Origin of the sequence: Deinococcus apachensis DSM 19763 (assembly GCF_000381345.1) — a bacterium.
Taxonomy (GTDB): domain Bacteria; phylum Deinococcota; class Deinococci; order Deinococcales; family Deinococcaceae; genus Deinococcus; species Deinococcus apachensis.
In genome coordinates this window covers 42,849-66,738 of record NZ_KB906416.1, presented here as the reverse complement: position 1 = coordinate 66,738, position 23,890 = coordinate 42,849, and the positions used below count along the sequence as shown (strand labels likewise).

The 23,890-nt window shown below is 67.6% G+C and carries 22 protein-coding genes and 1 tRNA gene; 18 read left to right on the top strand and 5 right to left on the bottom strand.

Annotation, left to right across the window (positions count from 1 at the left end; all coding sequences use genetic code 11):
* The first annotated feature begins 188 nt into the window (after positions 1–188).
* Positions 189–980: a pyrroline-5-carboxylate reductase gene (proC, locus tag F784_RS0119185; protein WP_019588347.1), complete on the top strand. Its 792-nt coding sequence runs from the start codon at positions 189–191 to the stop codon at positions 978–980.
* Between the two features lie 115 nt (positions 981–1,095).
* Here proC and F784_RS24890 read toward each other — a convergent pair whose 3' ends face one another.
* Positions 1,096–2,055 (bottom strand): hypothetical protein, encoded by a 960-nt coding sequence (locus tag F784_RS24890; RefSeq protein WP_019588346.1) that lies wholly within the window; start codon positions 2,053–2,055, stop codon positions 1,096–1,098.
* A gap of 247 nt (positions 2,056–2,302) precedes the next feature.
* Here F784_RS24890 and F784_RS0119175 point away from each other — a divergent pair, with 247 nt between their 5' ends.
* From F784_RS0119175 to F784_RS0119165, 3 genes are all read left to right on the top strand, one after another.
* Positions 2,303–3,052 (top strand): TSUP family transporter, encoded by a 750-nt coding sequence (locus tag F784_RS0119175; protein ID WP_019588345.1) that lies wholly within the window; start codon positions 2,303–2,305, stop codon positions 3,050–3,052.
* A gap of 81 nt (positions 3,053–3,133) precedes the next feature.
* Positions 3,134–3,691: a peptide-methionine (S)-S-oxide reductase MsrA gene (msrA, locus tag F784_RS0119170; RefSeq protein WP_026332595.1), complete on the top strand. Its 558-nt coding sequence runs from the start codon at positions 3,134–3,136 to the stop codon at positions 3,689–3,691.
* Positions 3,692–3,957: 266 nt separating this feature from the next.
* Positions 3,958–4,581 carry a hypothetical protein gene (locus F784_RS0119165; protein WP_245557952.1) on the top strand — a complete coding sequence of 208 codons (624 nt, stop codon included), beginning with the start codon at positions 3,958–3,960 and terminating at the stop codon, positions 4,579–4,581.
* On the opposite strand, the gene F784_RS0119160 is transcribed toward F784_RS0119165, so the two are convergent.
* Positions 4,578–5,213: an MOSC domain-containing protein gene (locus F784_RS0119160; RefSeq protein ID WP_019588342.1), complete on the bottom strand. Its 636-nt coding sequence runs from the start codon at positions 5,211–5,213 to the stop codon at positions 4,578–4,580. The two genes, F784_RS0119165 and F784_RS0119160, sit on opposite strands and share 4 nt — an antisense overlap.
* Positions 5,214–5,255: 42 nt before the next feature.
* Here F784_RS0119160 and F784_RS0119155 point away from each other — a divergent pair, with 42 nt between their 5' ends.
* Genes F784_RS0119155 through F784_RS0119145 form a run of 3 tightly spaced genes read left to right on the top strand, consistent with a single transcriptional unit; the run spans position 5,256 to position 7,656 of the window.
* Positions 5,256–6,812 carry a phospholipase D-like domain-containing protein gene (locus F784_RS0119155; RefSeq protein WP_019588341.1) on the top strand — a complete coding sequence of 519 codons (1,557 nt, stop codon included), beginning with the start codon at positions 5,256–5,258 and terminating at the stop codon, positions 6,810–6,812.
* A gap of 44 nt (positions 6,813–6,856) precedes the next feature.
* The gene (locus tag F784_RS0119150) at positions 6,857–7,285 is read left to right on the top strand and encodes a hypothetical protein (RefSeq protein WP_051087006.1); all 429 of its coding nucleotides are present in this window, start codon (positions 6,857–6,859) and stop codon (positions 7,283–7,285) included.
* The gene (locus F784_RS0119145; protein WP_019588339.1) at positions 7,282–7,656 is read left to right on the top strand and encodes an RNHCP domain-containing protein; all 375 of its coding nucleotides are present in this window, start codon (positions 7,282–7,284) and stop codon (positions 7,654–7,656) included. The genes F784_RS0119150 and F784_RS0119145 overlap by 4 nt, the downstream gene beginning before the upstream one ends.
* 29 nt (positions 7,657–7,685) lie before the next feature.
* Here F784_RS0119145 and F784_RS0119140 read toward each other — a convergent pair whose 3' ends face one another.
* Positions 7,686–8,459 carry a substrate-binding periplasmic protein gene (locus F784_RS0119140; protein ID WP_019588338.1) on the bottom strand — a complete coding sequence of 258 codons (774 nt, stop codon included), beginning with the start codon at positions 8,457–8,459 and terminating at the stop codon, positions 7,686–7,688.
* A gap of 111 nt (positions 8,460–8,570) precedes the next feature.
* On the opposite strand from F784_RS0119140, the gene F784_RS26680 reads away from it, so the two are divergent.
* The 11 genes from F784_RS26680 (at position 8,571) to F784_RS0119085 (ending at position 19,303) form a co-directional block, all read left to right on the top strand.
* Positions 8,571–8,744 carry a hypothetical protein gene (locus tag F784_RS26680; RefSeq protein ID WP_019588337.1) on the top strand — a complete coding sequence of 58 codons (174 nt, stop codon included), beginning with the start codon at positions 8,571–8,573 and terminating at the stop codon, positions 8,742–8,744.
* The gene (locus tag F784_RS0119130; RefSeq protein ID WP_019588336.1) at positions 8,741–9,646 is read left to right on the top strand and encodes an MBL fold metallo-hydrolase; all 906 of its coding nucleotides are present in this window, start codon (positions 8,741–8,743) and stop codon (positions 9,644–9,646) included. The genes F784_RS26680 and F784_RS0119130 overlap by 4 nt, the downstream gene beginning before the upstream one ends.
* Positions 9,646–10,899 carry a phosphoribosylamine--glycine ligase gene (gene purD, locus F784_RS0119125; RefSeq protein WP_019588335.1) on the top strand — a complete coding sequence of 418 codons (1,254 nt, stop codon included), beginning with the start codon at positions 9,646–9,648 and terminating at the stop codon, positions 10,897–10,899. The genes F784_RS0119130 and purD overlap by 1 nt, the downstream gene beginning before the upstream one ends.
* Positions 10,900–10,953: 54 nt before the next feature.
* Positions 10,954–11,036: transfer RNA gene (locus tag F784_RS0119120), tRNA-Leu, on the top strand.
* Between the two features lie 16 nt (positions 11,037–11,052).
* Complete coding sequence (secG, locus tag F784_RS0119115; RefSeq protein WP_019588334.1) at positions 11,053–11,277, top strand: preprotein translocase subunit SecG; 225 nt, start codon at positions 11,053–11,055, stop codon at positions 11,275–11,277.
* A 443-nt stretch (positions 11,278–11,720) separates the two neighbouring features.
* Positions 11,721–13,490 (top strand): ABC transporter substrate-binding protein, encoded by a 1,770-nt coding sequence (locus F784_RS0119110; RefSeq protein WP_019588333.1) that lies wholly within the window; start codon positions 11,721–11,723, stop codon positions 13,488–13,490.
* A 95-nt stretch (positions 13,491–13,585) separates the two neighbouring features.
* Positions 13,586–14,566 carry an ABC transporter permease gene (locus F784_RS0119105; RefSeq protein WP_019588332.1) on the top strand — a complete coding sequence of 327 codons (981 nt, stop codon included), beginning with the start codon at positions 13,586–13,588 and terminating at the stop codon, positions 14,564–14,566.
* Positions 14,567–14,603: 37 nt separating this feature from the next.
* Positions 14,604–15,731, top strand: a complete 1,128-nt coding sequence (locus F784_RS0119100) for an ABC transporter permease (protein WP_019588331.1) — start codon at positions 14,604–14,606, stop codon at positions 15,729–15,731.
* An 86-nt stretch (positions 15,732–15,817) separates the two neighbouring features.
* A complete protein-coding gene (locus tag F784_RS0119095) occupies positions 15,818–16,864 on the top strand; it encodes an ABC transporter ATP-binding protein (RefSeq protein ID WP_019588330.1) in 1,047 nt (348 codons plus the stop codon).
* Complete coding sequence (locus tag F784_RS0119090) at positions 16,861–17,904, top strand: ABC transporter ATP-binding protein (protein ID WP_019588329.1); 1,044 nt, start codon at positions 16,861–16,863, stop codon at positions 17,902–17,904. Before F784_RS0119095 ends, F784_RS0119090 begins: the two co-directional genes overlap by 4 nt.
* Positions 17,905–18,037: 133 nt before the next feature.
* On the top strand, positions 18,038–19,303 hold the full coding sequence (locus F784_RS0119085) for a DUF4139 domain-containing protein (RefSeq protein WP_019588328.1): 1,266 nt from the start codon (positions 18,038–18,040) through the stop codon (positions 19,301–19,303).
* Positions 19,304–19,386: 83 nt separating this feature from the next.
* On the opposite strand, the gene F784_RS0119080 is transcribed toward F784_RS0119085, so the two are convergent.
* Positions 19,387–20,142, bottom strand: a complete 756-nt coding sequence (locus F784_RS0119080) for a methylenetetrahydrofolate reductase (protein ID WP_019588327.1) — start codon at positions 20,140–20,142, stop codon at positions 19,387–19,389.
* Entirely contained in the window at positions 20,139–23,876 is a 3,738-nt protein-coding gene (gene metH, locus F784_RS0119075) for a methionine synthase (RefSeq protein ID WP_019588326.1), read from the bottom strand. Before metH ends, F784_RS0119080 begins: the two co-directional genes overlap by 4 nt.
* Positions 23,877–23,890 lie beyond the last annotated feature (14 nt).

The window sequence follows — 23,890 nt, the reverse complement described above, 5'->3', positions numbered from 1 at the left end:
CTCCACGCTCGTCGGGTTTCATTTCCTGGCCACCTGTGTTCTGCTCTGCAACAAGCTCAAGCCGCTTTTTGCATAACGTTCTTGGCAGCCTCTAGGGTGACACCTTTCCGGCCCCGCGCCCCGAGGAGAAGTTCCAGCCTCTACAAGCCGCGGACTCCGCGCCGCACCTCCCTCCTATACTCCTGCCCATGAGACTCGCCATCGTCGGCGTCGGGAAACTCGGCCTCGCCCTGCTCACGGGCGTCACCTCGCGCGGGGTCATGCCGCCCGGCGAGATCGGGCTGCTCGACGCGAATGTCCTGCGGGCTGGGGACCTCGCGGACCAGACGGGGGCCCGGGTGATCGGACCTCCTGATCTGCGCCACGCCGAGCGCATCCTCGTCAGCGTGCAGCCACGGGTGTTCCCCGAGATCAGCGACTGGCTCGCGCAGGAAAACGCCGGATACATCAGCACGATGGCGGGCGTGAGTACCGGCACCATCGCCCGCCGCCTGGGCACCAAGCGCGTCGTGCGGGTGATGCCCAACCTGGCCGCGACCATCGGTCACAGCCAGACGGCGATCACCTGCCCGCGCGAGGCCGAGAACGCGGGCGACCTCGACTTCGCCCGGCAACTGTTCGGGGCGGTCGGCGACGTGTACGACCTGCCCGAACACCTCTTCAACGCCTTTACCGGCATGAGTGCGTCCGGCCCCGCCTACGCCGCCGTCGTCGCCGAGGCGCTGGCGGATGGCGGCGTGCGGATGGGCCTGCCCCGCGCCCTGGCCCACGAACTCGCGGCCAAGCTGCTCGTCGCCAGCGGCGAACTTCTCCAGGGGCGGGTTCACCCCGGCCTGCTCAAGGACGAGGTCGCCAGCCCCGGCGGCACCACCATCGCCGGGCTGGAGGTGCTGGAGGCGGCGGGCGTGCGCGGGGCCTTCATGCGCGCGGTCGTGGCCGCGACCCGCAGAGGCGCCGATCTCGGCAAGGATCAGGAGTAGGGCGAAGCGGACGGATTGACGGGGCCGAGCGTTCCACCTCAGGCTGAGCCAGGGGCGGGGACACAACGCGAAAGGGCGAGCCGTCCAACGGGCTCGCCCTCTGCTGTAGTGGGGTTCAGCCGCCCGTGGTGCCCGTCGTCGCTGCCGGGGCCTGCTCCTGCGAGATCAGGACAGCCGTGTAGCCGAGAACCTCGTACACGTAGACCCGGACGCGCTGGCCGTTCCGCTCGAAGACCTCCGCCCGCCCACCGGCCGCATCGGTCGTGATGGTGTCCGTTCCGGCCGTGCCCGTCGCCGTGGAGGTGGCGGCGGTGCCTGCCGTTCCGGTGGTGCCCGCCGCGGCCGACGTGTCAGTCGTTCCCGTCGTTGTCGTCCCCGTCGTTCCGGTCGCAGTCCCTGTTGCGGCGGAGGTGGCCGAGGTATCGGTCGTTCCAGCGGTCCCCGAGGTGTCGGTCGTTCCTGTCCCGTCGGTCGTTCCAGACGTATCCGTCGTTCCCGTGGTGCCCGGAGTGTCCGTGGTCCCGGTGGTCCCCGCGGTATCGGTCGTTCCCGTCGTGCCGGAGGTGTCCGTGGCCCCCGTTGTGCCCGTCGTGCCGGTAGTGTCGGTCGTCCCGGTCGCGGCCGTGCCCGTCGCCGCCGAGGTGTCCGTCGTGCCCGTGGCCGCCCCGGCGCTCCCGGCGCTAGCGGTTTCCGTCGAGGGCGAGACGGCGGTGAATCCCCCGGCGGTCAGGGCCTGCGCGTACCTCTCCAGGGCGTCGGAAATCGAACCCTGGTACAGCACGGCGACGCCGCTCGCGGTCTTGACACTGCGGACCGGCGTGGCCCCCGTCAGGTAGGGCAGCGTGAGGTCGCCGGAGGGGAGCGTGAGGGTGGTCTGCGCGGGAAGGGCCTGCGTGTCGGCACTGGTGGAGGAGGTCGTCGCTGGGGTGGTCGTCTGGTCCGTGGTGGTCTGGTTGGTACTCGTCTGGTCCGTCGTCTGACTGGTGCTGGTCTGATCGGTCGTCTGGGCCGAGGCTGTGCCCAGGCCGAGGAGCAGGGCGGCGGTCAGCAGGGTGCGGCGGGTGGAAGTCAGCATCGTACGTCCTCCAGGCTGTTCAGGAACAGTTCGTGGCCTCAGGAGCGCGGTGTCCCGCGTCAATCCCGGCCCGCAGGGTAGGCCCCCCATATGTGAAGTTTGGAGCTATGTGCCTAGCGCCTCTTGGCGCCAACCTCATGGTTCCTCAGCCTGGAGCGGGCGCTTCCCGAGACCGTGGACCATGTTTCTGAGCCGCATCGGCCCTCGTGGGTCTTGCCAGGCCGGAAGGGCTGATACAGTCCTCCCCGTGCCCGGTCCCGAAGTTCTGCTCTACGGCCTGCCGCTCGCCTTTCTCGCTGGTTTCATCGACGCGGTGGCGGGTGGCGGCGGCACAATCACGCTGCCCACGCTGTTTTTCATGGGGCTCTCGCCCGCGCAGACGGTCGCCACCAACAAGCTGCTCGCCATCTTCGGCTCGGGCAGCGCGACCTTTCAATACTGGCGCAAGGGGCATGTCGAGCGCGCACTCGTGGGGCGGCTGATTCCACTGGCCCTGGTGGGGAGCGCGCTGGGGGCCTACCTCGTCCATTTCGTGGACCCCGCCGCCTTCCGCACGCTGGTCGGCATCGTGATCCTGGGCGTGGGTGCCCTCGTGCTGGTGAACAAACGCTTCGGGCTGGAGGACCGCTACCCCGGCCTGACCGCCCGCACGCTCGCCCTCACCCTGCCCGGCGCGCTCCTGATCGGCATGTACGACGGCTTCCTCGGCCCTGGCACCGGCACCTTTCTGATGTTCCTGTTCGCGCTCGCGGGCTTCAACCTCGTCCGGTCCAGCGGGAATGCCCGCACCATCAACTTCGCCACCAACCTGGGTGCCTTCCTGTTCTTCCTGATCGGCGGGCAGATGGTCTGGTGGATCGGCCTCCCGATGGGCCTCGCCAATGCCGCCGGGGCTACGATCGGCGCCCGGATGGCGATGCTGCGCGGCAGCGGCTTCGTAAAGGTGATGTACGGGCTGATCGTGGTGCTGGTGGCGGTGCGGCTGCTGACGCAGTGAGGGCCAGACCGTTCTGCCACAACCCTCCCCAACCGTGCCCCACCGCCCCCTGAGACCCGGGCTCAGGCGCGAGAATAGGGCATGACCTCTTCTCAGACCGGCGGGCAGGTGCAGCAGGCAATTCTGGCGGGCGGGTGCTTCTGGTGTACGGAGGCCGTGATGAAGGACGTGCGCGGCGTGCTGAAGGTGGAGAGCGGCTACATCGGCGGGCACGTGCCGAACCCCAGCTACGAGGCCGTCTGCACGGGCCGCACCGGGCACGCCGAGGCGGTGCGGGTGACCTTCGACCCCGCGCAGGTGAGTTTCAAGGACCTGCTGACGCTCTTTTTCGCCACCCACGACCCCACCAGTCTCAACCGCCAGGGGGCGGACGTGGGCACCCAGTACCGCAGCGCCGTCTTCCCGCTGACGGAGGAGCAGGAGCGTGAGACGCGCGAGGTGATTGAGGGGCTCACCGGGCAGGAGGTCTTTGACCAGCCCATCGTGACCACCATCGAACCGGCCGCCCCCTTCTACGTCGCCGAGGGCTACCACCAGGACTACTACGCCCGCAACCCGCGCCAGGGCTACTGCATGGCCGTGATCGCCCCCAAGGTTGCCAAGCTGCGGAAGGAATACGGCGACCGGCTGCGGGCGTAGGCGGGGGCCAATCCGGGGAGGAGCGCGGGTTGAGGCTCTCCTCCCCGGGTCCTGAGGAGCGGGGGCAAACGCGAGCAGCTCCGAGGACAGGCTCACCCTCGCCCCTTGCGAGAGAGGGTTGGCGCGCCGCGCCGGGGAGAGGGGACACGCAGGCGCGAGGCCCCACGCTTCGCCCGCGGCCTGCGTCTCCTGCCCCGTCTTCCCGTGCCCCTTCACGGGGTTTTCGGGGGCCGCATTAAATTGGAGAACGGTATCCTGTGCGAGTAATGGACCGACGTGGCGAAAGCCCAGAGATAGAAAGGCTGCACGACTCCTGGAGTCAACTTGAGCGTGAACTCGGGGAGATTGGCGTCGAGCCTGAACAATGCGGCGCAATTTTATCCGCGTTCTACCGCTACCGGGACGAGGCGATTGCCTACCGACTTTCGGAGGTAGATGTGGTGCAGGAATTGAAGCTGCAAATCAAGAACTGCTACTACAAAAATCTTCACGCGGAGTGGTTCGCCGAACTGGACAGCGGGGAAATCATTGAAATCCTTCCCTTCCTGGTTCCCATGTCCATGCACTGGGACCCGGGTGGGAATCTGCCCCTTGTCAATTTCGTGAATGTCGCTCTGGACGCCCTGCCCCGTGACCTGGCGAGGAAGATTTACCTGGACGCCTTTACCAGGTACCTGCGCGGCTTCGGGTATTACGAGCGGGCGCCCGCCGGAGAGAAAGAGAGAATCCTGCGGGAATACATGTGGCTGGACCGGCAGTACGTCTTCCGCTCGGGAACGGCGCAGGAGAACCGGGAGGAATTGCAGGACACCATCCGGGGCCTTCTGGGCGAGGGGGCGGTGCCGATCTACCAGGAGGGGCTGGCCCGGGCGCAGCGGACCGGGGTCTAGCGCCCATCCAGCAACTCCTCCACCGCCCGCCGCAGCCGGATGCCGAGCGGGTAGGTCAGGTAGCGTTCCAGCGTCTCGCGGGGGGGCGCGTCGCTGAACCAGAGGTCGAAGACCTCGCCGACGGTGGGGGCTCCTGCCGGGCCGGGTTCACGGGTCACTGCATCTTCTGAGCCAATCTCGCCGCCCGCCAGCACGCGGGTGTAGAGGCCGGGACGGCGGGCTGCCGCGAAGTGCTTCACGAAGCCCGGGTCTCCCATCCGCGCGCCCAGGGTGGCGCAGGGGATGCGGCAGGCGGTGACCTCCAGCAGCACGTCACCGACCCGGAACCGCTCGCCGATGGGCACGTTCGCCGACTCCAGCCCGGCGACCAGCAGGTTCTCGCCAAGGGTGCCCGGCGTCAGCGCCTTGCCCAGCGCCCCCTCCCAGTGGTCGTAGTCCTCACGGGTGTAGAGGTAGACGGCCTGGTCGGGGCCGCCGTGGTGCTTGCGGTTCATCACCCGGTCGCCGTCCAGGCCCTCCTCCGTCACCCGCACCCGGCCCGTCACGGGCTGCTTGCAAATGCCCGTGACGACCGTGTTGTTCCCGATCCGCACCGCGGTGGGCTGGCCGACATTCACGCTCAGGAGCCGCATGCCGCAGGCTAGCAGCCCCGGGGCACCCTATCCTGCGGGGCAATGCCCGCCCCCCATGCTCCCCGCCCGCTCGCCTGGGCGCTCGCCCTGCTGGCCCTGACCACCGGGCTGTTGTCGGAGGCCGGGGCAGCGGTCTTCCCGGCGGGTTTCGAACTGGGCTTCCGCCTGCCGCCCGCCGACCGGGGCGCGCTCGATGGCCTGGGCCTGAACGCCTGTCCGGTCCCCGAGGCGCCCCTCGACCGCCTGTTGTATGGCCGCACGGTGGGGGAGGGCGCCGCCCTGAGCTGCGGCAACCGGGTGGAGGGCCTGCTGCACTTCCCCCAGGCGGACCCGGCATACAGCGCGCAGCCCCGCACCCCCCACGGCGGCTTCGACGAACTGGAGGCGGCTCTGCGGGAGACCCGGCACGACCTCCTGATCGCCAACATGATCTGGGACGACGGCCCGGACGCCCCCGGGGCGGAGGTCGCGCGGGCCATCGCGGCGCTGCGCCGGGACGTGGCCGAGCACCCGGGGCGTCACCCGGGGGGCCTTACCGTGCGGATCATGCTGGGCAACTCGATCCGGCTGGGCGACCTGCTCGACCCCACCGCGAGCGCGTACTCCGCGGCCCGGCACCTGCTTGCGGCGGGCGTTCCGCTGACGGGGGACACGGTGCCGGGCTGGCGGCTGGAACTTGCCAACTACGCCTACGCGCTGCCCCACAGCCACGTCAAGCTCGTCGTGCAGGACAATGAACGGGTGCTGGCCGGTGGCTTCAACATCAGCTTCTTCCACCTGCCCGCCGACGCCCCGGGCGGGCACGGCCTGGACCTCACCGACCTGGGGATGTGGGTGCGCGGTCCCATCGCGCGGCACGCCACCGCCGCCTTCCGGGACACCTGGGACCTGAGTCGCCGCCTGACCTGCCGGAGCGAGCCGACGCCGGAGACGCTGCGCCGCGAGTGCGCCTTCACCTCGCCCACCCTGCCCCTGCCGCTGGGCTGGAGTGCCCCCGCCCCCGCCGTCGGCGAGGCCCGCGTCTACCCCCTCTACCGCCGCAACGGCTATATGGATGCGGACGACGCCGTGACCGCCCTTTTCGGCGCCGCTCAGAGGAGCATCGACGTGATGCAGTCGCAGGTCAGCGGCACCCTCGGCTGCGCGGGGCTGCTGGAGGAGGAGGGGGGCTGTCCCCCCCAGTGGCAGCTTCCAGTCTGGCGGGCCGCCGCCTCCGCCATCCGCGAGCGGGGCGTCACGCTGCGGCTGCTGCTCGACTACGATCCCCTGCTCCAGGCGGAGACGCTGGCGCTGCTACGGGGGCTCCGGGCCGAACTCGCGCCGCTGGGGCTGGCGGATCACGTGCAGGCGCGCTGGTACGGCACGTCGGGCGGGCTGCACACCAAGGCCGCGCTGGTCGACGGGCAGATGCTCACGGTGGGCAGCCAGAACCTCCACCACTCCTCCTTCGGGCGCCTGGGCCTGGCCGAGTACACCCTGGCGACAAGCGACCACGGCGCCATCGCAGAGTACGAGCGCATGTTCGCCTTCGAGTGGGCGCGGGCGGGGACGATCCACGCACCGTGGTGGCTGCCCGCGGGGCCGGACCCGCAGCCGTAACCCCCGCCCCCGTCTTCCCCCCGGACCTGTGCTGGAATGGGGGCGTGAGTACCCCCCGGCGCGGCCCCGACCCGTCCCCCTTCGACCCCGCCCTCGCCGAGTCGGGTCGCGTCCCCACGCTGGCCGTGCTGGCGGGCCTCTTCATGCTGGCGACCACGCCCTTTTTCGGGCACCTGATCCAGGGAAACGCGGACAACCTCGCGCGGAACGTGCTGTACGCCGCCGCCACCGCCGTGCTGCTCACGCAGGTCTGGCGCGGCAGCGTGTGGGCGTGGCGGTTGACGGTCACGTTCGGCATGGTCGGCGGGCTGCTCGTCTTCGTGGCAGGGATGCTGGCGGGTGTCAGCAACTGGCAGGGCTGGATCATCAGCCTGGCGGGCGTGGCCTTCCTGCTGCTGGGCACCTGCCTGATCGCGGTCCCGGCGATCAGGGCCTTTCTCGACTCGCGCTGGGCGGGGCGGAGGCGAGCGTGACGGCCCGCCGTTTCACCGTGCAGGGCACGAACAACGGCTTCACCTGCGCGAACTGCGGCGCCGAGGTGCGGCCCCTCGGGAACGGCTCGGTCCGCAACCACTGCCCGGTCTGCCTGCATTCGCTGCATGTGGACATCCAGCCCGGTGACCGCGCCAGCGACTGCCACGGTGTGATGGTGCCCGTCGGCGTCGAGCAGAGCGGCAAGAAGGGCTGGGTGATCCTGCACCGCTGCCGCAAATGCGGCTTCACGGGCCGCAATAAGGCGGCACTGGACGACCCGGTGCAGCCCGACAGTTGGGACACCCTCGTGCGGCTGAGCAGCGGGTCACGGGAGGAGCCGCCCGTCAAAAGGGGAAGGGCCGAGCTGTAGATAGCGTCGGCCCTTGCCTCAGCGTCCCCTCAGCTCTTGCAGCGCACGTCCTTGCGGAAGTACTTCTGGGTCAGGAAGGCGTAGCTCGTCGTCCCCATGTAGCGGGTGATCGCCTCGTTGAGTGCCGTGCGGGTGGTCACGTTGTCCTCGTGGAGCATCATGCCGATGGGCACGCTCCACAGCTCCGGCCCAAAGGAGATGTTGGCCTTGGGAAACATCTTCTTCACGCTGGGCTGCATGATCGTGTAGGCGAAGGTGGCGTCCACGGCCTTCGAGATCACGGCGTACATCACGTCGTTGCTGGTGGGGTAGACGTTCACCTTCTTCTCGAAGGGGAGCTTCTGCACGAAGGAGTGCATGATGGACCCCGCCCCCACGGCGATGGTCTTGCCCACCAGATCGGTGTGCTTTTGCAGCTTCGGGTCAAAAGAGACCACCGACACGCCCGCGCAGGCGACGGGCACGGTGAAGTCCACCTTGTTCTCGCGCGTGCTGGTGATGCCCTGGGCGCCGAAGACGAGGTCTACCCGGTCCTCCCGAAGCAGGCGGACGAACTGGTCGGGGGTGGCGGCCTGGTAGCTCACCTTCAGCCCCAGGCTGGAGGCGACCGCTTCGAGCAGCTCGGGTTCGTAGCCGCGGTAGCGCTCGCCATCGAGCATCGTGAAGGGGGGCACGTCGCCCGAGGTCGCCACGCGGAGCACGCCGCTGGCTTTGATCTCGGCCAGGGTGCGGGCTTCAGCCGGGGAGGTCAGCAGCAGGGCGGCCGCAGTGAGGGAAAGCAGGGAAAGGGGGGTCCGGTTCATGTCATGCTCCTTAAGGCAGGATTAAACAGAGGCCCCCGGAGCCTAGATGCCGTTCTCTGTCAGGAACCTCACACGTCCTGACGGGCAGCTGACCCCTGGTAAACTCCCCGCATGGCTCTCTGGCTGGTGGTGGCATTCATCGTACTCAGCGCGACCCTGATCCTGGCGCTCTCCGTGGGGCCGCTGCGGTCGGTGCCGAATGTGGGGACCCTCCGGGCGCTCGCGGTGGTGCAGTACGTTGCGGCGGCCCTGCTCGCGGGTGCCCGCCTGACGGGAAACGCGTGAACAGCCCCGAACTCGTCGACCTCCACTTTCAGGACGTGCCCGGCGTGATCGCCGCCTACGTCCTCGACACGGGTGACGGCCTCGCCCTCGTGGACGTGGGACCGGGCAGCACCCTGGGCGCGCTGGAGGCGGGGCTGGGCGACCTGGGCGCCTCCCTCACCGATGTGCGGCATCTCCTCCTCACGCATATCCACCTCGACCACGCGGGGGCGGCGGGGACCATCCTGGAGCGGGTGCCCCGGGCACGGGCCTATGTCCACGAGCGCGGCGCCGCGCACCTCGTGCGCCCCGAGCGGCTGCTGGCGAGCGCCGGGCAGATCTACGGCGATCAGATGGGGAGGCTGTGGGGCGAGATGCGGCCCATCGACGTGGACCGGCTGAAGGTGCTCTCGGGCGGTGAGACGTTGCGCCTGGGCCGGATGGAGGTGCTGCCGCTCTACACGCCCGGGCACGCCGTCCACCACCTCGCCTACCTCGTCGGCGACGATCTCTGCGTGGGGGACGTGGGTGGCGTTCGCCTCGACATACGCCAGACCCCCCGCGCGCCCACCCCGCCGCCCGACATCAACCTCACCGCCTGGCGGGAGAGCATTGCCATCCTCCGCACGGCAGAGGCGCGCACCCTCCGCCTCGCGCACTTCGGCGCCTATCCGCAGGAGGCCGCCCACTGGGACCGCCTGCTCGACACGATGGAGGAGGACGCTGCCCGCGTCCGCGAGGGTCTGGAAGCCGGGGAGGGGCTGGAGGCGATCACGGAGAACTTCACCGGGGCGCTGATGGACGACCTGGAGCGGGAGGGTCCTGATCTCCCCGACCGCTTCAATTTCGCCTGCCCCCCTTGGATGAGCGTTCAGGGCCTGGTGCGCTACTGGCAGCGGGCCGCCGCCCGGGGGCAGGCCTGATGCGCGTCCTCGTGGTGGGGGGTGGGGGCCGCGAACACGCCATCGTGGATGCCTGCGCCCGGGCGGGTCACGAGGTTCTGTGTACCCCCGGAAACCCCGGCATCTCCGCCCAGGCGCGTGTGCTCGGTAGTCCCCAGGACCCCGCCTCCCTCGCCGACCTCGCTGTGCGGGAGGGGGTGGATGTGGTGATCGTCGGGCCGGAAGCCTACCTCGCCGCCGGGCTGGTGGACGCCTGCCGCGAGCGGGGCGTGCCCGCCTTCGGCCCCACCCGCGCCGCCGCCCGCCTGGAGGGGGACAAGGCCTGGAGCAAGGCCTTCATGCTTCGTCACGGCATCCCGACGGCCACGCACCGCAGTTTTGACGATTTGGAGGAGGCCCTCGCCCACGCCGCCGCGCAACCCCTCCCGCTTGTGGTGAAAGACGCCGGTCTGCGGGCTGGAAAGGGCGTGACCATCGCCCAAACCCACGCTGAGGCGGAGGCGGCCCTGCGCGACATCTTCAGCCAGGAGGGCGCTCAGGCCGTGCTGGAGGAATTCATGACCGGGCAGGAGGTCACGGTCCTGGCCCTGACCGACGGCGACCGGTACGCACTGACCCCTCTCAGCCAGGACCACAAGACGATCTTCGAGGGCGACACCGGCCCGATGACGGGCGGCATGGGCGTGATCTGCCCTTTCCCGCTTTCGGAAGCGGACACGGAACGTATCCGGGCCGGGATCATTGAACCGACCCTCGCCGGGATGCGGGCCGAGGGTCACCCCTTCAAGGGGGTCCTGTACGTGGGCCTGATGCTGACGCCCAGTGGGCCGAAAGTCGTCGAATTCAACGCCCGCTTCGGCGACCCCGAGGCCGAGGCGGTGCTGCCGCTGCTGGAGAGTGACCTTGGCCGACACGCCCTCGACGCGGCGCGTGGTCACCTCGACCCTACCAGCGTGCGCTTCCGGGACGGGGCCAGCGCGGTCGTGATTCTGGCTGCGCCCGGCTACCCCGGCGAGCCCCGGAAAGGCATCCCCCTGCGTCTTCCCGACCCTGGGCTGGGTGAAGTGATCTACCACGCGGGCACCGCCGAGCAGGGTGGGCAACTTGTAAGCAGCGGGGGCCGGGTCCTGGCCGTGACCGCCACCGCACCCACGTTGAACGGGGCACTGGGCCGGGCCTACGCCCTGGCTGGCCGGGTGGACTTTCCCGGCGCGCAGCTTCGGCGTGACCTGGGCGGGCGGATTGGCGCCCGGCCCGACCCCCACCCCGTTTGACCCCCGGACCCCGGGCGCGCTAGCATCCGCCTGGCCCGTAATCCGGGCAAATGTGCCGGTGTGGCGGAATTGGTAGACGCACTCGACTCAAAATCGAGCGGGAAACCGTAGGGGTTCGAGTCCCCTCACCGGCACCAACTCAAGAGGTCACCCATGATTCTGACGCTGTTCATCATCCTGTTCGCCCTGGTCTGCGTGGGGCTCGTGTTCTTCGTGCTGCTGCAGGTGCCCAAGCAGGCCGGGCTCTCGGCCAGCATGGCGTCTGGCGGCTCGCTGCTGGGTGGGCGCGGCGTGGAGGGCGGCCTGATCCGTGTCACCAGCGTGTTGGGCGGATTCTTCATGCTGCTCGCGCTGCTGATCAGCTTCATCTCTCGTTAAGCCCTTCTGTTCGTGGTGCCGCCGTCTCTGGATAGGAGACGGCGGCGCTCGTTTTGTTGAAGTTGAGAGTAACCGTCCACCTGGGGCATTTGCCCGACAATGCATGGTTTTACAGGATGGTCGTGCCGATATAGACGGTTTTTTCGGCGGCGGGGCTGTCCCTTCCAGCCAGGAATGTATGAAGAAGCCGTCCAGGCCGCGCTTTGGCGAGGTTTTGGGCTCCGAGCAGGCCGAACTATTGTGCCCTATGAAGTGTGAGGGATGTGTGATTATCCATGCGGATCGTCTGCTGCACTCTTGACCTGATCTAAGCCTATCCATATAGTGTCGGCGCTGGAACCCTAAAAACGTTGTGTATGGCTGACTCCTGGCACCCGCCGGGAGCCCGGATGATCGTAGGTCGTTCCTGTCGGCACTCCGCCCTTCAGTTCAGGAGGCACCCCATGAGAAAAGCCCTGTTCGTCGCGCTCGCCCTGACGGTTGGTTCTGCCACCGCCGCCCCCTTTGTCCTGCCCGCCAAGTGGATGGCTGCGAACCCCTCGCAGGCCAAGACCGGCGGTGAGGTCCGCATCTACTCGCTGAGCGACTACAAGACGCTCAACCCCTTCACCAGCTCCGAGGCGGACAGCCTGCCCACTCTAATGGGCCTCGATGGTGCGGGTCTGGCTGGCCTCTTTGCCCAGGACCCCACCACCGACAAGTTCATCCCGCACATGGCCGACGCCATGCCGACGGTGAGCAACGGCGGCAAGCGCTTTGTCATCAAGCTGCGTCAGGGCATGAAGTTCAGCGACGGTCAGCCCATCACCGCCGATGACTTCGTGACGACCTTCAAGATCCACACCGACGACAAGGTCGGAAGCAACTCCTACGACAACTTCTTCATCAACGGCAAGCCGATCACGCTGAAGAAGATTGACAACAACACCCTGCAATTTGACTTCCCGCAGGTGAGCGCCAGCGCTTACAGCCGCATGTCGTTCGCGCCGTGGCCCGACCATGTCTTCGGCCCGGTGTACAAGAGCAAGGGCGCCGAGGGCATCAAGGCCATGTGGGGTATCAGCACCAACCCTAGCGCCATCGTGTCCCCCGGTCCCTGGGTCCTGAGCAGTTATCAGGCCGGGCAGCGCGCGGTGCTGAAGAAGAACCCCTACTTCGGCGAGTGGAACAAGGACGCCGCTGGCAAGCCTCTGCCGTACCTCGACACCATGAGCATCCGGCTGCTCAAGGACCTCAACGCGGGCCTGGCCGCCTACCTCGCGGGGCAGATCGACATTTTTGGTGCCAGCAAGGCGGACGACCTCGCGCAGATCAAGCGCGCCATCGACAGCGGCAACCTCAAGGCTACCCTGGTGCCCAACGTCAGCCCCAACTCGACCAGCCAGTGGATCGTCTTCAACTGGAACAAGGCAGGCGATCCCTTCAAGCAGAAGATCTTCCGCGACGTGCGCTTCCGCCAGGCCATGAGCCACATCGCCAACCGTCAGGGCATGATTCAGCTCGCGCTGGGCGGCCTGGGCAGCGAGGTCTACACCGGCGTGTACCCGGTGTTCAAGAACTACCAGTACGCCAGCACGCCGAAGTACCCGTACAATCTGGCGCAGGCCTCCAAGCTGCTGGCTCAGATGGGCTTCACCAAGAAGAACGCCCAGGGCTACCTGGTGGACAAGACCGGCAAGGTGCTGGAGTTCAACATGTCCACCAATGCGGGCAACACCGTGCGCGAGCAGCTCGGCCGCATCTTCGCCGACGAGGCCAAGAAGGTCGGCGTGAAGATCAACTTCACCCCCATCGACTTCAACAACATTGTCGACCAGCTCAACTCCAAGGGTGCCAACCGGCCCTTCGACGCGATCCTGCTGGGCCTGTCGGGCGGCGACAACATCTGGCCCTACGGCAGCAATGTGGTGCCCTGCGGCGGCAACCTGCACGCCTTCAACGTGCCGGATAACGGCAAGTGCCTCACCCCGCAGGAAAGCCTGATGACCAAGCTGTACTTCCAGGGTGACCAGACGCTGGACGACGATGCCCGCCGCAAGATCGGCGAGCAACTGTCCAAGGCCGAGGCGCTGAACCAGGGCTTCATCTACCTGGTCGGCACCAACTACCACGTCACCTACAACAGCCGTCTGGGCGGTGAGTACGACCGTGACCTGTGGGACGCCTACAACGGCTCGCGTCCCTACGCCCACGTGACGACCTACATTAAGTAAGCGTCCAACTGGCAGGAGCTGCATATCAGCTCTCTTTCGGGGCGGCTTCTCTACGAGGCTGCCCCGGCTGCTTGGCCCCCGGGAGGAGACCCGCCTTGCTCACCTTTCTGCTCCGGCGTTTCTTGAGCGCTATTCCAACGCTGCTGCTGTCCAGCCTCCTTATCTTTTTCATCATCCAGCTCGCTCCCGGCGACTTTCTGACGCCCGCCCGCCTCAATCCCAACATCACGCCCGAACACATCGCGGCGCTGCAGCGCAACCTGGGGCTGGATCAGCCCACGCCGGTGCAGTACTGGCGCTGGCTGACCAATATGTTCCGGGGCGATTTCGGTGAGTCCTTCGCCTATCAGCAGTCGGTCCTGGCGCTGGCGTGGCCGCGCATCCTCAACTCCATGTGCCTGGTGCTGCCTTACCTGATCCTGTATTACCTGATTGCCATTCCACTGGGGGTGTACGGGGCTCTCCGGCAAAACTCGCTCGGGGATAAGGTCACTAATGTCGTCATGTACATTCTGCTGGGCTTTCCCAGCTTCTTCCTGGCGCTGCTGGTGATTTTCGGGTTGCTGCAACTGCGCTATGCAACAGGCTGGGACATCCCCATCAACGGCATGACCAGCGACAATTACCTCTCGCTCAGCCCGCTGGGCAAGTTCCTGGACATCGCCAAGCACGTCGCCATCCCCGCCCTGGTGCTGGCAATCAGTGACGCGGCGGGCCTGACGCGCGTTGTTCGCGGCCAGATGCTGGAGTTCCTGCACGCCGACTTCGTGCGGACGGCCCGGTCCAAGGGCGTCACCGAGTTCTCGGCGGTCTACCGGCACACGTTGCGAAACGCCCTGGTGCCCATCATCGCGGGGCTCGGTGGCCTGTTGCCCGCCGTGATCAGCGGTGCGGGCTTTATCGAGGTGGTGTTCGCGTATCCTGGCATTACCCCGATGACGCTGGATGCCATCGCCTCGCAGGACCTGTTTCTGATTGCGGGTGTGACCATGCTCTCGGTTATCCTGCTGATCATCGGGAACGTCCTCGCCGACATTCTGCTGAGCGTCGTCGACCCCCGGATTCGGTACGCCTGATGCGACGTGCTCACTTTTTGCAGATGGAGGAACAGGCATGAGCGTTCCCGCCACGTCCACTCCCGCCCCGGCTGCTCGCCGGTCCCAGTCGCAGTTCTCGGTGGCGCTCAACCAGTTCCGCAAGAACTCGCTGGCGAAATTCGGCGGCTTTCTGCTGATCCTGCTGTACCTGATGGCGCTGTTCGCTGGTTTTCTCGCTCCAGCTGGGCTGTCCGAGTACAGCACCACCAACCTCACGCCCTATCACCCGCCGACACCCGTGCATATCCGCACCGAGAACGGCTTCACGCGCCCCTTCGTCTACAACTACTCGCAGCAGCTCAACCCGGATACCTTCGTCAACGAGTACCGGCCGACCAAGGAGCGTTGCCCGATCTACTTCGGAGTGCGGGGCGACAGCTACCGCATCCTGGGCATCATTCCCAGTAACCTGCACCTGTTCGGCACCGGAAACGAGACTTGCAACGTGTACCTGTTCGGCGGGGACTCGCTGGGCCGCGACTTGTTCAGCCGGACGCTGTACGCCTCGCAGATCTCGCTGACCATCGGGGTGGCCTCGGTGCTGCTCTCGACCCTGATCGGCATGTTGATGGGGGCCATGTCGGCCTATTTCGGTGGCTGGGTCGACAACATCATCCAACGTCTCATCGAGGTGATTGCCGCGATCCCGTACCTCTTCCTGGTGATCCTGCTGCGCTCCATCTTCCCGCAGAACGTCAACCCGATCCTGGCGCTGTACATCATCTTGGGCATCCTGGCCTTCATCAGTTGGGGCGGCCTGGCGCGCGTGGTGCGCGGCCAACTGCTCAGTGTGCGCGAGCAGGACTACGTGGCCGCCGCGACCTCGCTGGGGGCGTCCAACAGCCGCATCATGTGGCGGCACATGCTGCCGTCGATGACCACCTACCTGATCGTGGGCCTGAGCCTCTCCATCCCGGCCACAATCCTGCTGGAGTCCGGCTTGAGCTTCCTGGGCATCGGCGCGGTGGAACCCTATGCCTCTTGGGGCAGCCTGCTGAACAAGGCGCAGGAGGGCGGCTTCGCCTCCATCACCCAGCGGCCCTGGGTGCTGATTCCCGGCTTCTTCATCGTGTTGACCGTGATGTGCTACCAGCTTCTCGGGGACGGCCTGCGGGACGCCTTCGACCCGCGCAAGCGCCGATGAGCGCCGCACCTACACGCGAGGCTCAGGGCTGACTGTATGATGATGTGCATGTTCCGCAAAGTGACGCAGCCAAGGCTGGAGGAAAGATGACCCATCAGGGTGAAGTGTTGCTGGCCGTGAACGGCCTGAGGACGTACTTCAACACCGACGACGGTGTGGTGAAGAGCGTGGACGGGGTGACCTTCCACATCAACAAGGGCGAGACGCTGGCGGTGGTGGGCGAGTCCGGCTCGGGCAAGAGCGTGACCAGCCTGAGCATCATGCGCCTGATCCCCGTGCCCCCGGGCCGCATTGAGGGTGGTGAAATCCTCTTCACCGGCAAGGACGGGGTCCAGCGGGACATCGTGAAGATGTCCGAGTCCGAGATGCGGAAGATTCGCGGCAACGACATCTCGATGATCTTCCAGGAGCCCATGACCAGTCTGAACCCGGTGTACACCGTGGGGGACCAGATCGCCGAGGCGGTCATGCTCCACCAGGGTAAGAACCGGCGTGACGCGATGGGCGTGGCGACCGACATGCTGCGCTTCGTGGGCATCCCAGCCCCGGAAAAGCGTGTGAACGAGTACCCACACCAGATGTCCGGCGGGATGCGCCAGCGCGTGATGATCGCCATGGCCCTCTCGTGCAACCCGGCCCTTCTGATCGCCGACGAGCCGACCACCGCGCTCGACGTGACGATCCAGGCGCAGATTCTGGACCTGATGCGAAAGCTTCAGCGCGATATCGGCATGAGCATCATGTTCATCACCCACAACCTGGGCGTGGTCGCCGAGATGGCCGACCGGGTGGTCGTGATGTACGGCGGGCGTGTGGTCGAGGAAGGTGACGTGGTGGAGATCTTCAAGGCGCCGCGCCACCCCTACACGATGGGGCTGCTGAACTCCATTCCCCGGCCGGGCGTGCACATTCACGAACCCGGCCAGCCCAAGAGCCGCCTGGAAGCCATTCCCGGCAACGTGCCCAACCCGCTGAACCTGCCGCCCGGCTGCCCCTTCGAGCCCAGATGCAAGTTCGCGGTCGAGGCCTGCCGTGAGGCGGTGCCGCCCCTCTTCGACACGGGGAACGGGCACACCGCGCGCTGCATCCGCTGGCACGAGTTCGAGCAGGTCCAGCAGGAGGTGAGCGCATGACGAGCAGCACCACGATTGCGACTGCCGTTCCCCACGTCACCACAGGCAGGCGTGAGGGTCCCCCCACCGGCGAGACGCTGCTGGAAGTGAACAACCTGGAGAAGTACTTCCCCATTCGCGGCGGGTTGCTCTCGCGTGTGGTCGGGAACGTGAAGGCCGTGAACGACGTGTCCTTCAAGCTGGGCCGCGGCGAGGTCGTCGGCCTGGTGGGCGAGTCGGGCTCGGGCAAGACCACGGCGGGCCGCGCGATCCTGCGCCTGATTGAGCCGACGGGCGGGCAGGTCATCTTCAACGGCACGGACATCACCAAGCTCTCCAAGGGGCAGATGCGCGACTACCGCCGGGAGATGCAGATTATCTTCCAGGACCCCTTCGCCAGCCTCAACCCGCGCATGACGGTGTCGGACATCATTGGCGAGGCGATGCAGATCCACAACCTGAATCCGGGCAGGCAGCGGGTGGACCGCATCGCCGAGCTGCTCCAGAAGGTCGGTCTGCGCCCCGAGCACATGCGCCGCTACCCCCACGAGTTCTCGGGCGGGCAGCGCCAGCGTATCGGGATCGCCCGCGCGCTCGCGGTGGACCCCTCCTTCATCGTGGCGGACGAGCCGGTCTCGGCGCTCGACGTGTCCATCCAGGCGCAGGTCGTGAACCTCCTTCAGGACCTCCAGGAGGAGCTGGGCCTGACGGTGCTGTTCATCGCGCACGACCTCGCGGTGGTCGAGTACATCTGCGACCGCATCATCGTGATGTACCTGGGCCGCGTGATGGAGATCGCCTCCAGCCGCGAGCTGAACAACAACCCCAAGCACCCCTACACGGAAGCGCTGCTCTCCGCCGCGCCCGTGCCCGACCCCACGGTGAAGCGCCAGCGCATCATCCTGGAGGGCGACATTCCCAGCCCGATCAACCCGCCCTCGGGCTGCGTGTTCCGCACCCGCTGCCGCTACGCGGTGGACGACTGCGCCCGCATCGTGCCCGAGCTGCGCGAGGTCGCGCCCGGCCACTTCAAGGCCTGCATCCGCGACGACATTTTGTAAGCAATCAGCCGTCTGAGACCCTCGCCCCGTGCGGGGGTCTTTTTTGTGGTCCCGAAGCTGTCGCGTTTCTGACCAAACCTCTCACACGTCACAATTCGGCTCGGGGCAGGATGCAGCTGTGAAACGGACTCTCATGACGGCGGCAGCCCTGCTGCTCGGCACGGCCTCGGCGGCGGACCTTCGCATCTACCCCAGCTTCACCGAAGTGCGGGAGCCCGTGCGGGCGAGCGGCACGACCCTGTCCGTCTCTCTCCCCGAGGCGGCCTGGGCGGGGTTGATCCCCGGCACGCTCGACCTGGAGGGGTTGAACTTCACGAGCGCGGTGCAGCGGCAGGAGGCGAACTGGCTCGCCTCGCTGGAGGGCAAGACGGTGTACCTGAAACGGGGGGACGAGGCGCCGCAGCCCGTCACCCTGATCCGTGCCCGCGACCTCCTGGTGAAGGACGCGCAGGGCCGTTACCTCAACGCCCGGTACGAGGACCTGAGCTTCGACGTGCCGCCTCCCCTCAACCCCCTGACGCCCGCTCAGACGCTGACCTTTACGCTGCCGCAGGCGGGCACCGGCACCCTGTCGTACCTCACGCGCGCCGTGACGTGGGCGCCGCGCTACACGCTGAAGGCCGGGACGGGCGGGGCACAGCTCTCGGCCCTGGCGGATATTCGCAACGGCACCGACCTCGCCTACGACGTGAAGACGACGGAACTGTACGCCGGGGACGTGGAGGTGCAGGGGGGGGCGCCCGTGCCCATGCCCGCGGCCGCGGAGAACCGAGCCTTCTCCACTGCGGCTGACACCGCTGCCCCCAGGATCAACTCCCAGGGCGAACTGCGCGGCCTGTATCGCTACGCCCTCTCCACCCCCTTCACCCTGCCCGCGAACAGCGTGGTCACCCTGCCCTTCCTGACGCCGAAACTGACCAGCTTCGAGCGCTACGCGGGGCTGAACACCTACTTCACCCCGCAGAACACGTCCGGCACCCTCAGCCGCTTCTACCGCCTGAAGGCCGACCAGCGTCTGCCTGGCGGCAGCATCACCGTGCGCGAGGAGGGCCGCATCGCCGGGCAGACGACCATCCCCGAGACAGCCAAGGGCGCCGAGATCGAGTTCACCCTGGGCAGTGACCCGGATGTCCGCTACACCCGCACGGTGCAGACGGTGAGCAGCGAGAAGAACGCGCAGGGCAACGTCGTGCGGAGCACCTATAAGGTCACCTACACCTTCGAGAACGGCAAGGATCGCGCCGTCCGCGCCGACGTGACCGAGACGGTGGGGGGCCGCCGCATCATCATCGACGCCGCACCTGCCCGGCAGAACCAGGCGCAGGCCGAGCTGCGTGTGGACGTGCCCGCGAACGGCAAGGCGACGAAGAGCTTCACGCTGGTGGTGGACAACAGCTAAGCGGTCAGGCGTCAGAAAGGGATGCCACAGGCTCCAGCTTAGGCTGGGGCTTTCTTTTTCCGACCGCTGACCTCTGACCGCTCCTAAACAATTCCCTCCAGGTACGCCCGCACGTCCGCCCGCACCGGCATGAAGTAGGCGTGGTGACCCCGCTCCCGCGCGAAGGCGAGCGTCCGCGCGGCGAAGTCACGGTTCCACTCCAGCGTCGGCTGGAAGGAGCGCGGAAAGACGGCGTGGTTGCGCGCCCGCCAGTAGTTCAGGGTCGCGTCGTTCGTGACCGTGGTCGCGCCCCACCAGACCTCGACACCCTCGGGAATCAGGTCGGCGAAGGCGTCCATCAGTCGCAGGTCGAAGAAGGGCTGGGTGAAAAAGCCGCAGGCTCCGGCGTCCAGCTTGCGCTCCAGGTAGTCGCGCTCGCGCGCGAAGCTCTGGCGGTAGGGGTCCAGGCCCGCGTAGACCCGCAGGTGTGGCAACTCGCGGCGAAAGCGCCGGATGGCCCGTACGGCGTCCACGTCGTAGACCCTCGCGCTCATGTCGGCGGGGGCGTCCCCGGTGATGACGAGCACCTCGTCAATGCCCGCGGCTTCCAGCGTCTCCGCCATCGGCAGGGGCTCGACCGGGTTGAGGTCCACGGCGCGTACATGCGGAATCGCCCGGTAGCGGGGCCGCGCGAAGGAGCAGCCCACCCATGACCGGGTCGAAAAGCGCGTCAGGTCGGGCACGTTCACCGTGTCGATGCCGGGGAGGTGCTTCGCCACGACCTCCAGTTCGGCGCGCAGTCCGCTGCGGCTGCGGGGCACGAGTTCGATGGAGACGCGGGTCTTCGGGGTAGAGGTCACTGGCCGCCCCCCACGGCGGGTTGTGGGCTGTGGGCAGTGGGTTGTGGGGGCGGGAGCTTCGCCGGATCGTAGGCCAGGACCGGCCCCAGCCAGCGTTCGGCCTCCTCGGCGGTCCAGCCCTTGCGCTCCGCGTAATCCTCCACCTGGTCACGCCCGATCCGGCCCACCGCGAAGTAGTGCGCCTCGGGGTGCGCGAAGTACAGGCCGGAGACGGCGGCGGCGGGGAACATCGCGCACGACTCGGTGAGTGAGAGGCCGATCTCCCCGGCATCCAGCAGCCCGAAGAGGGTCCGTTTCTCGGTGTGGTCGGGCTGGGCGGGGTAGCCCGGCGCAGGGCGGATGCCCGCGTACCGCTCCCTGATCAGGTCCTCGTTGCCCAGCGTCTCGCCCTCCGCGTAGCCCCAGTGGCGCACGCGAACGTCCCGGTGCAGCTTCTCGGCGAAGGCCTCCGCCAGCCGGTCAGCCACTGCTTTGACGAGGATTGCGTTGTAATCGTCGTGCTGCCGCTCGAACTCGCGCGCCAACTCCTCCGCTCCGTGGATGGCGACCGCGAAGGCGCCGACGTGATCTCCCTTTAAGCCCACGAAGTCGGCGAGGGCCGTGTTCGGTGTTGCCTGGTCGCGCTGCTGACGGAGAGTGTGGAGGCGGGCAATGGGGGAGAGGTGCGCCCGCCCGGCCGCCAGTTCGTGCGTCTGATGGTCGAGGGTGTCCGCGTGGTCCTCCGTCCCCACCACGATGTCGTCGCCCTCCCGGTGCGCGGGCCACAGGCCGATCACCCCGCGCGCCCTCAGCAAGCCCTCGTCCACGATACGGCGGAGCAGGGCCTGGGCGTCGTCAAAGAGTTGCCGCGCCTCCGCCCCGCGCAGGGGGTCGGTCAGGATGTTTGGATAGATGCCCTTCATCTCCCAGGCGATGAAAAAGGGCGTCCAGTCGATGTAGTCCAGCAGTTCGGCGATGGGCTGCTCGATGATCTGGCGTCCGGGTTCACGGGGAGCAGGTGGCCGGGCGGGTGAGAGGCGGGGGGCACGGGCGCGGGCTTCCGAAAGGGAAACCAGCCGCACCTTCCGCTCGCCGTGCCGCTCCCGGAGGACCTCATACTCGTCCCGTACCCGCTCCCGCAGGGCCTCCGGCTGGGAGAGGAGGTCGCCCACCACGCCGACCGCGCGGCTGGCATCGGCCACATGGACCACCGTGCCCTCATAGGCCGGGTCGATCTTGACCGCCGTGTGCGCCCGGCTGGTCGTCGCGCCGCCGATCAGGAGCGGGGTGTCCAGGCCCCGCCGCGTCATCTCGCGCGCCACGGTCACCATCTCGTCGAGGCTGGGGGTGATCAGGCCCGAGAGACCGATCACGTCCACCCCTAACTCGTGTGCCGTGTCCAGAATCTTCTCGGTCGGCACCATCACGCCCAGGTCGGTCACCTGGTAGCCGTTGCAGGCGAGCACCACACCCACGATGTTCTTGCCGATGTCGTGAACGTCGCCCTTCACGGTAGCGAGGAGGACCTTGCCCTTACCGCCCTGCCCGGTCTGCTGCGCTTCGAGGTACGGGGTGAGGTGGGCCACCGCACGTTTCATCACCCGGGCAGACTTGACCACCTGCGGCAGGAACATCTTCCCGGCGCCGAACAGGTCCCCGACCACGTTCATGCCATCCATCAGCGGCCCCTCGATCACGGCGAGGGGGGAGCCGAGGAGCTGATAGGCCTCCTCCGCGTCCTCGACCACGTGATCGGTGATCCCGGAGACGAGCGCGTGCTTCAGGCGTTCTCCGACGGGCTGCTCCCGCCACGCGCTCTGGGCGGTCGCCTCGCGTTTCACGTCCTTGTAGCTCTCGGCGAGTTGGATCAGGCGTTCGGTGGCCTCCGGGTGGCGGGCCAGGATCACGTCCTCGACCGCGTCACGCAATTCGGGCTCGATGTCCTCGTACACGGCGAGCATCCCCGCATTCACGATGCCCATGTCGAGCCCGGCGCGGATCGCGTGGTACAGGAAGACGGCGTGCATCGCCTCGCGAACATGGTTGTTGCCCCGGAAGGCGAAGGACACGTTGGAGATGCCGCCCGAGACGAGAGCGCCCGGCAGGTTCCCCTTGATCCAGCGCGTCGCCTCGATGAAGTCCAGCGCGTAGCGGTCGTGCTCCTCGATGCCCGTCGCCACCGTCAGCACGTTAGGGTCGAAAATGATGTCCTGCGGGGGGAAGGCGGCCTGTTCGGTCAGCAGCCGGTAGGCGCGCGAGCAGATGTCAATGCGGCGCTCCAGATTGTCCGCCTGCCCCCCCTCGTCGAAGGCCATGACGACCGCCGCTGCCCCATACCGCCGCAGGAGCCTTGCCCGCTCCAGAAACTTCTCCTCGCCATCCTTGAGGCTGATGGAGTTCACGACTGCCTTGCCTTGCACCCGCTTGAGGCCCGCCTCCAGAATCTCCCACCTGGAGGAATCGAGCATCAGCGGCACGCGCGAGATGTCCGGCTCGCCCGCGAGCAGGTTGAGGAAGCGGACCATCGCCGCCTCGCCGTCGAGCATCCCCTCGTCGAAGTTCACGTCCACGAGCTGGGCGCCGTTCTGCACCTGCTGCCGCGCGATCTTCAGGCCCGCGTCAAAGTCGCCCGCCAGGATCGCCTTGGCGAACTTCGGGCTGCCCGTCACGTTCGTCCGCTCGCCCACGTTCACGAAGTTGGTTTCCGGGGTGACGGTGAAGGCTTCCAGACCGCTCAGGCGGAGGTAGGGGGGCAGCTTTGGGGCGACGCGCGGGGAAAGGCCCGCCACCGCGTCCGCAATCGCCCGGATGTGCTCGGGTGTGGTGCCGCAGCAGCCCCCCACGATGTTGACCAGCCCCTCCTCGGCGAAGGAGCGCAGGACGGAGGCCGTATGCTCCGGCGTCTCGTCGTACTCGCCGAACGCGTTGGGGAGGCCCGCGTTGGGGTGGACGCTGACCAGCGTCTCCGTATTCGCCGCAATCGCGCGCAGGTGGGGCCGCAGGAGGTCGGCGCCGAGCGCGCAGTTCAGCCCGACGCTGAAGAGGTTGGCGTGCTCGGTGCTCACCACGAACGCTTCCGGCGTCTGCCCGCTCAGCGTGCGCCCGGAGGCGTCCGTGATCGTGCCCGAGAGCATGATGGGGAGCGTCTTCCCGGCCCGGGCAAACGCTTCCTCACAGGCGAAGAGGGCCGCCTTCGCGTTCAGCGTGTCGAACACCGTCTCGATCAGGATAAGGTCGGCGCCTCCCACGATCAGCCCCTCGACCTGCTCCACATAGGCGGCGACCAGATCGTCGAAGGTCACGTTGCGGAAGTCGGGCCGCTCCACATCGGGGGAGAGGGTGGCCGTGCGGTTCGTCGGACCGACCGACCCGGCGACCCAGCGGGGCCGACCGTCGCGGGCCTCGAACTCGTCGGCGACCTCGCGGGCCAGCCGCGCCCCCGCCTCATTCATCGCGCGAACGAGATGTTTGGTGCCGTAGTCCGCCTGTGAAATCGCGGTTGAATTGAAGGTGTTCGTGCTGGCGATATCCGCCCCGGACTCGAAGTAGGCGCGGTGGACATCCCGGATCACGTCGGGGCGCGTGAGTTGCAGCAGGTCGAAGTTGCCCCGGTACATCCGCAGAGGGTCGGCGCCGTCCCAGCGGAAGTCGCCTTCCGTCAGCCCGGCCCGCTGGAGCATGGTGCCCCAGGCTCCGTCGAGGATCAGAATCCGTTCCCGCGCGTGGGCGCGAATGTCCTGTGTGTCTGCCGCCATGCAATCCCCCCGGT

What these genes read in the sequence shown, in the direction of transcription:
- proC (WP_019588347.1), top strand. Translation starts at nt 189, where the DNA reads ATGAGACTCGCCATCGTCGGCGTCGGGAAACTCGGCCTCGCCCTGCTC.
- F784_RS0119110 (WP_019588333.1), top strand. Translation starts at nt 11,721, where the DNA reads ATGAGAAAAGCCCTGTTCGTCGCGCTCGCCCTGACGGTTGGTTCTGCC.
- F784_RS0119090 (WP_019588329.1), top strand. Translation starts at nt 16,861, where the DNA reads ATGACGAGCAGCACCACGATTGCGACTGCCGTTCCCCACGTCACCACA.
- metH (WP_019588326.1), bottom strand. Translation starts at nt 23,876, where the DNA reads ATGGCGGCAGACACACAGGACATTCGCGCCCACGCGCGGGAACGGATT.
- msrA (WP_026332595.1), top strand. Translation starts at nt 3,134, where the DNA reads ATGACCTCTTCTCAGACCGGCGGGCAGGTGCAGCAGGCAATTCTGGCG.
- F784_RS0119140 (WP_019588338.1), bottom strand. Translation starts at nt 8,459, where the DNA reads ATGAACCGGACCCCCCTTTCCCTGCTTTCCCTCACTGCGGCCGCCCTG.
- F784_RS0119165 (WP_245557952.1), top strand. Translation starts at nt 3,958, where the DNA reads ATGGACCGACGTGGCGAAAGCCCAGAGATAGAAAGGCTGCACGACTCC.
- purD (WP_019588335.1), top strand. Translation starts at nt 9,646, where the DNA reads ATGCGCGTCCTCGTGGTGGGGGGTGGGGGCCGCGAACACGCCATCGTG.
- F784_RS0119100 (WP_019588331.1), top strand. Translation starts at nt 14,604, where the DNA reads ATGAGCGTTCCCGCCACGTCCACTCCCGCCCCGGCTGCTCGCCGGTCC.
- F784_RS0119095 (WP_019588330.1), top strand. Translation starts at nt 15,818, where the DNA reads ATGACCCATCAGGGTGAAGTGTTGCTGGCCGTGAACGGCCTGAGGACG.
- F784_RS0119155 (WP_019588341.1), top strand. Translation starts at nt 5,256, where the DNA reads ATGCCCGCCCCCCATGCTCCCCGCCCGCTCGCCTGGGCGCTCGCCCTG.
- F784_RS24890 (WP_019588346.1), bottom strand. Translation starts at nt 2,055, where the DNA reads ATGCTGACTTCCACCCGCCGCACCCTGCTGACCGCCGCCCTGCTCCTC.
- F784_RS26680 (WP_019588337.1), top strand. Translation starts at nt 8,571, where the DNA reads ATGGCTCTCTGGCTGGTGGTGGCATTCATCGTACTCAGCGCGACCCTG.
- F784_RS0119085 (WP_019588328.1), top strand. Translation starts at nt 18,038, where the DNA reads ATGACGGCGGCAGCCCTGCTGCTCGGCACGGCCTCGGCGGCGGACCTT.
- secG (WP_019588334.1), top strand. Translation starts at nt 11,053, where the DNA reads ATGATTCTGACGCTGTTCATCATCCTGTTCGCCCTGGTCTGCGTGGGG.
- F784_RS0119160 (WP_019588342.1), bottom strand. Translation starts at nt 5,213, where the DNA reads ATGCGGCTCCTGAGCGTGAATGTCGGCCAGCCCACCGCGGTGCGGATC.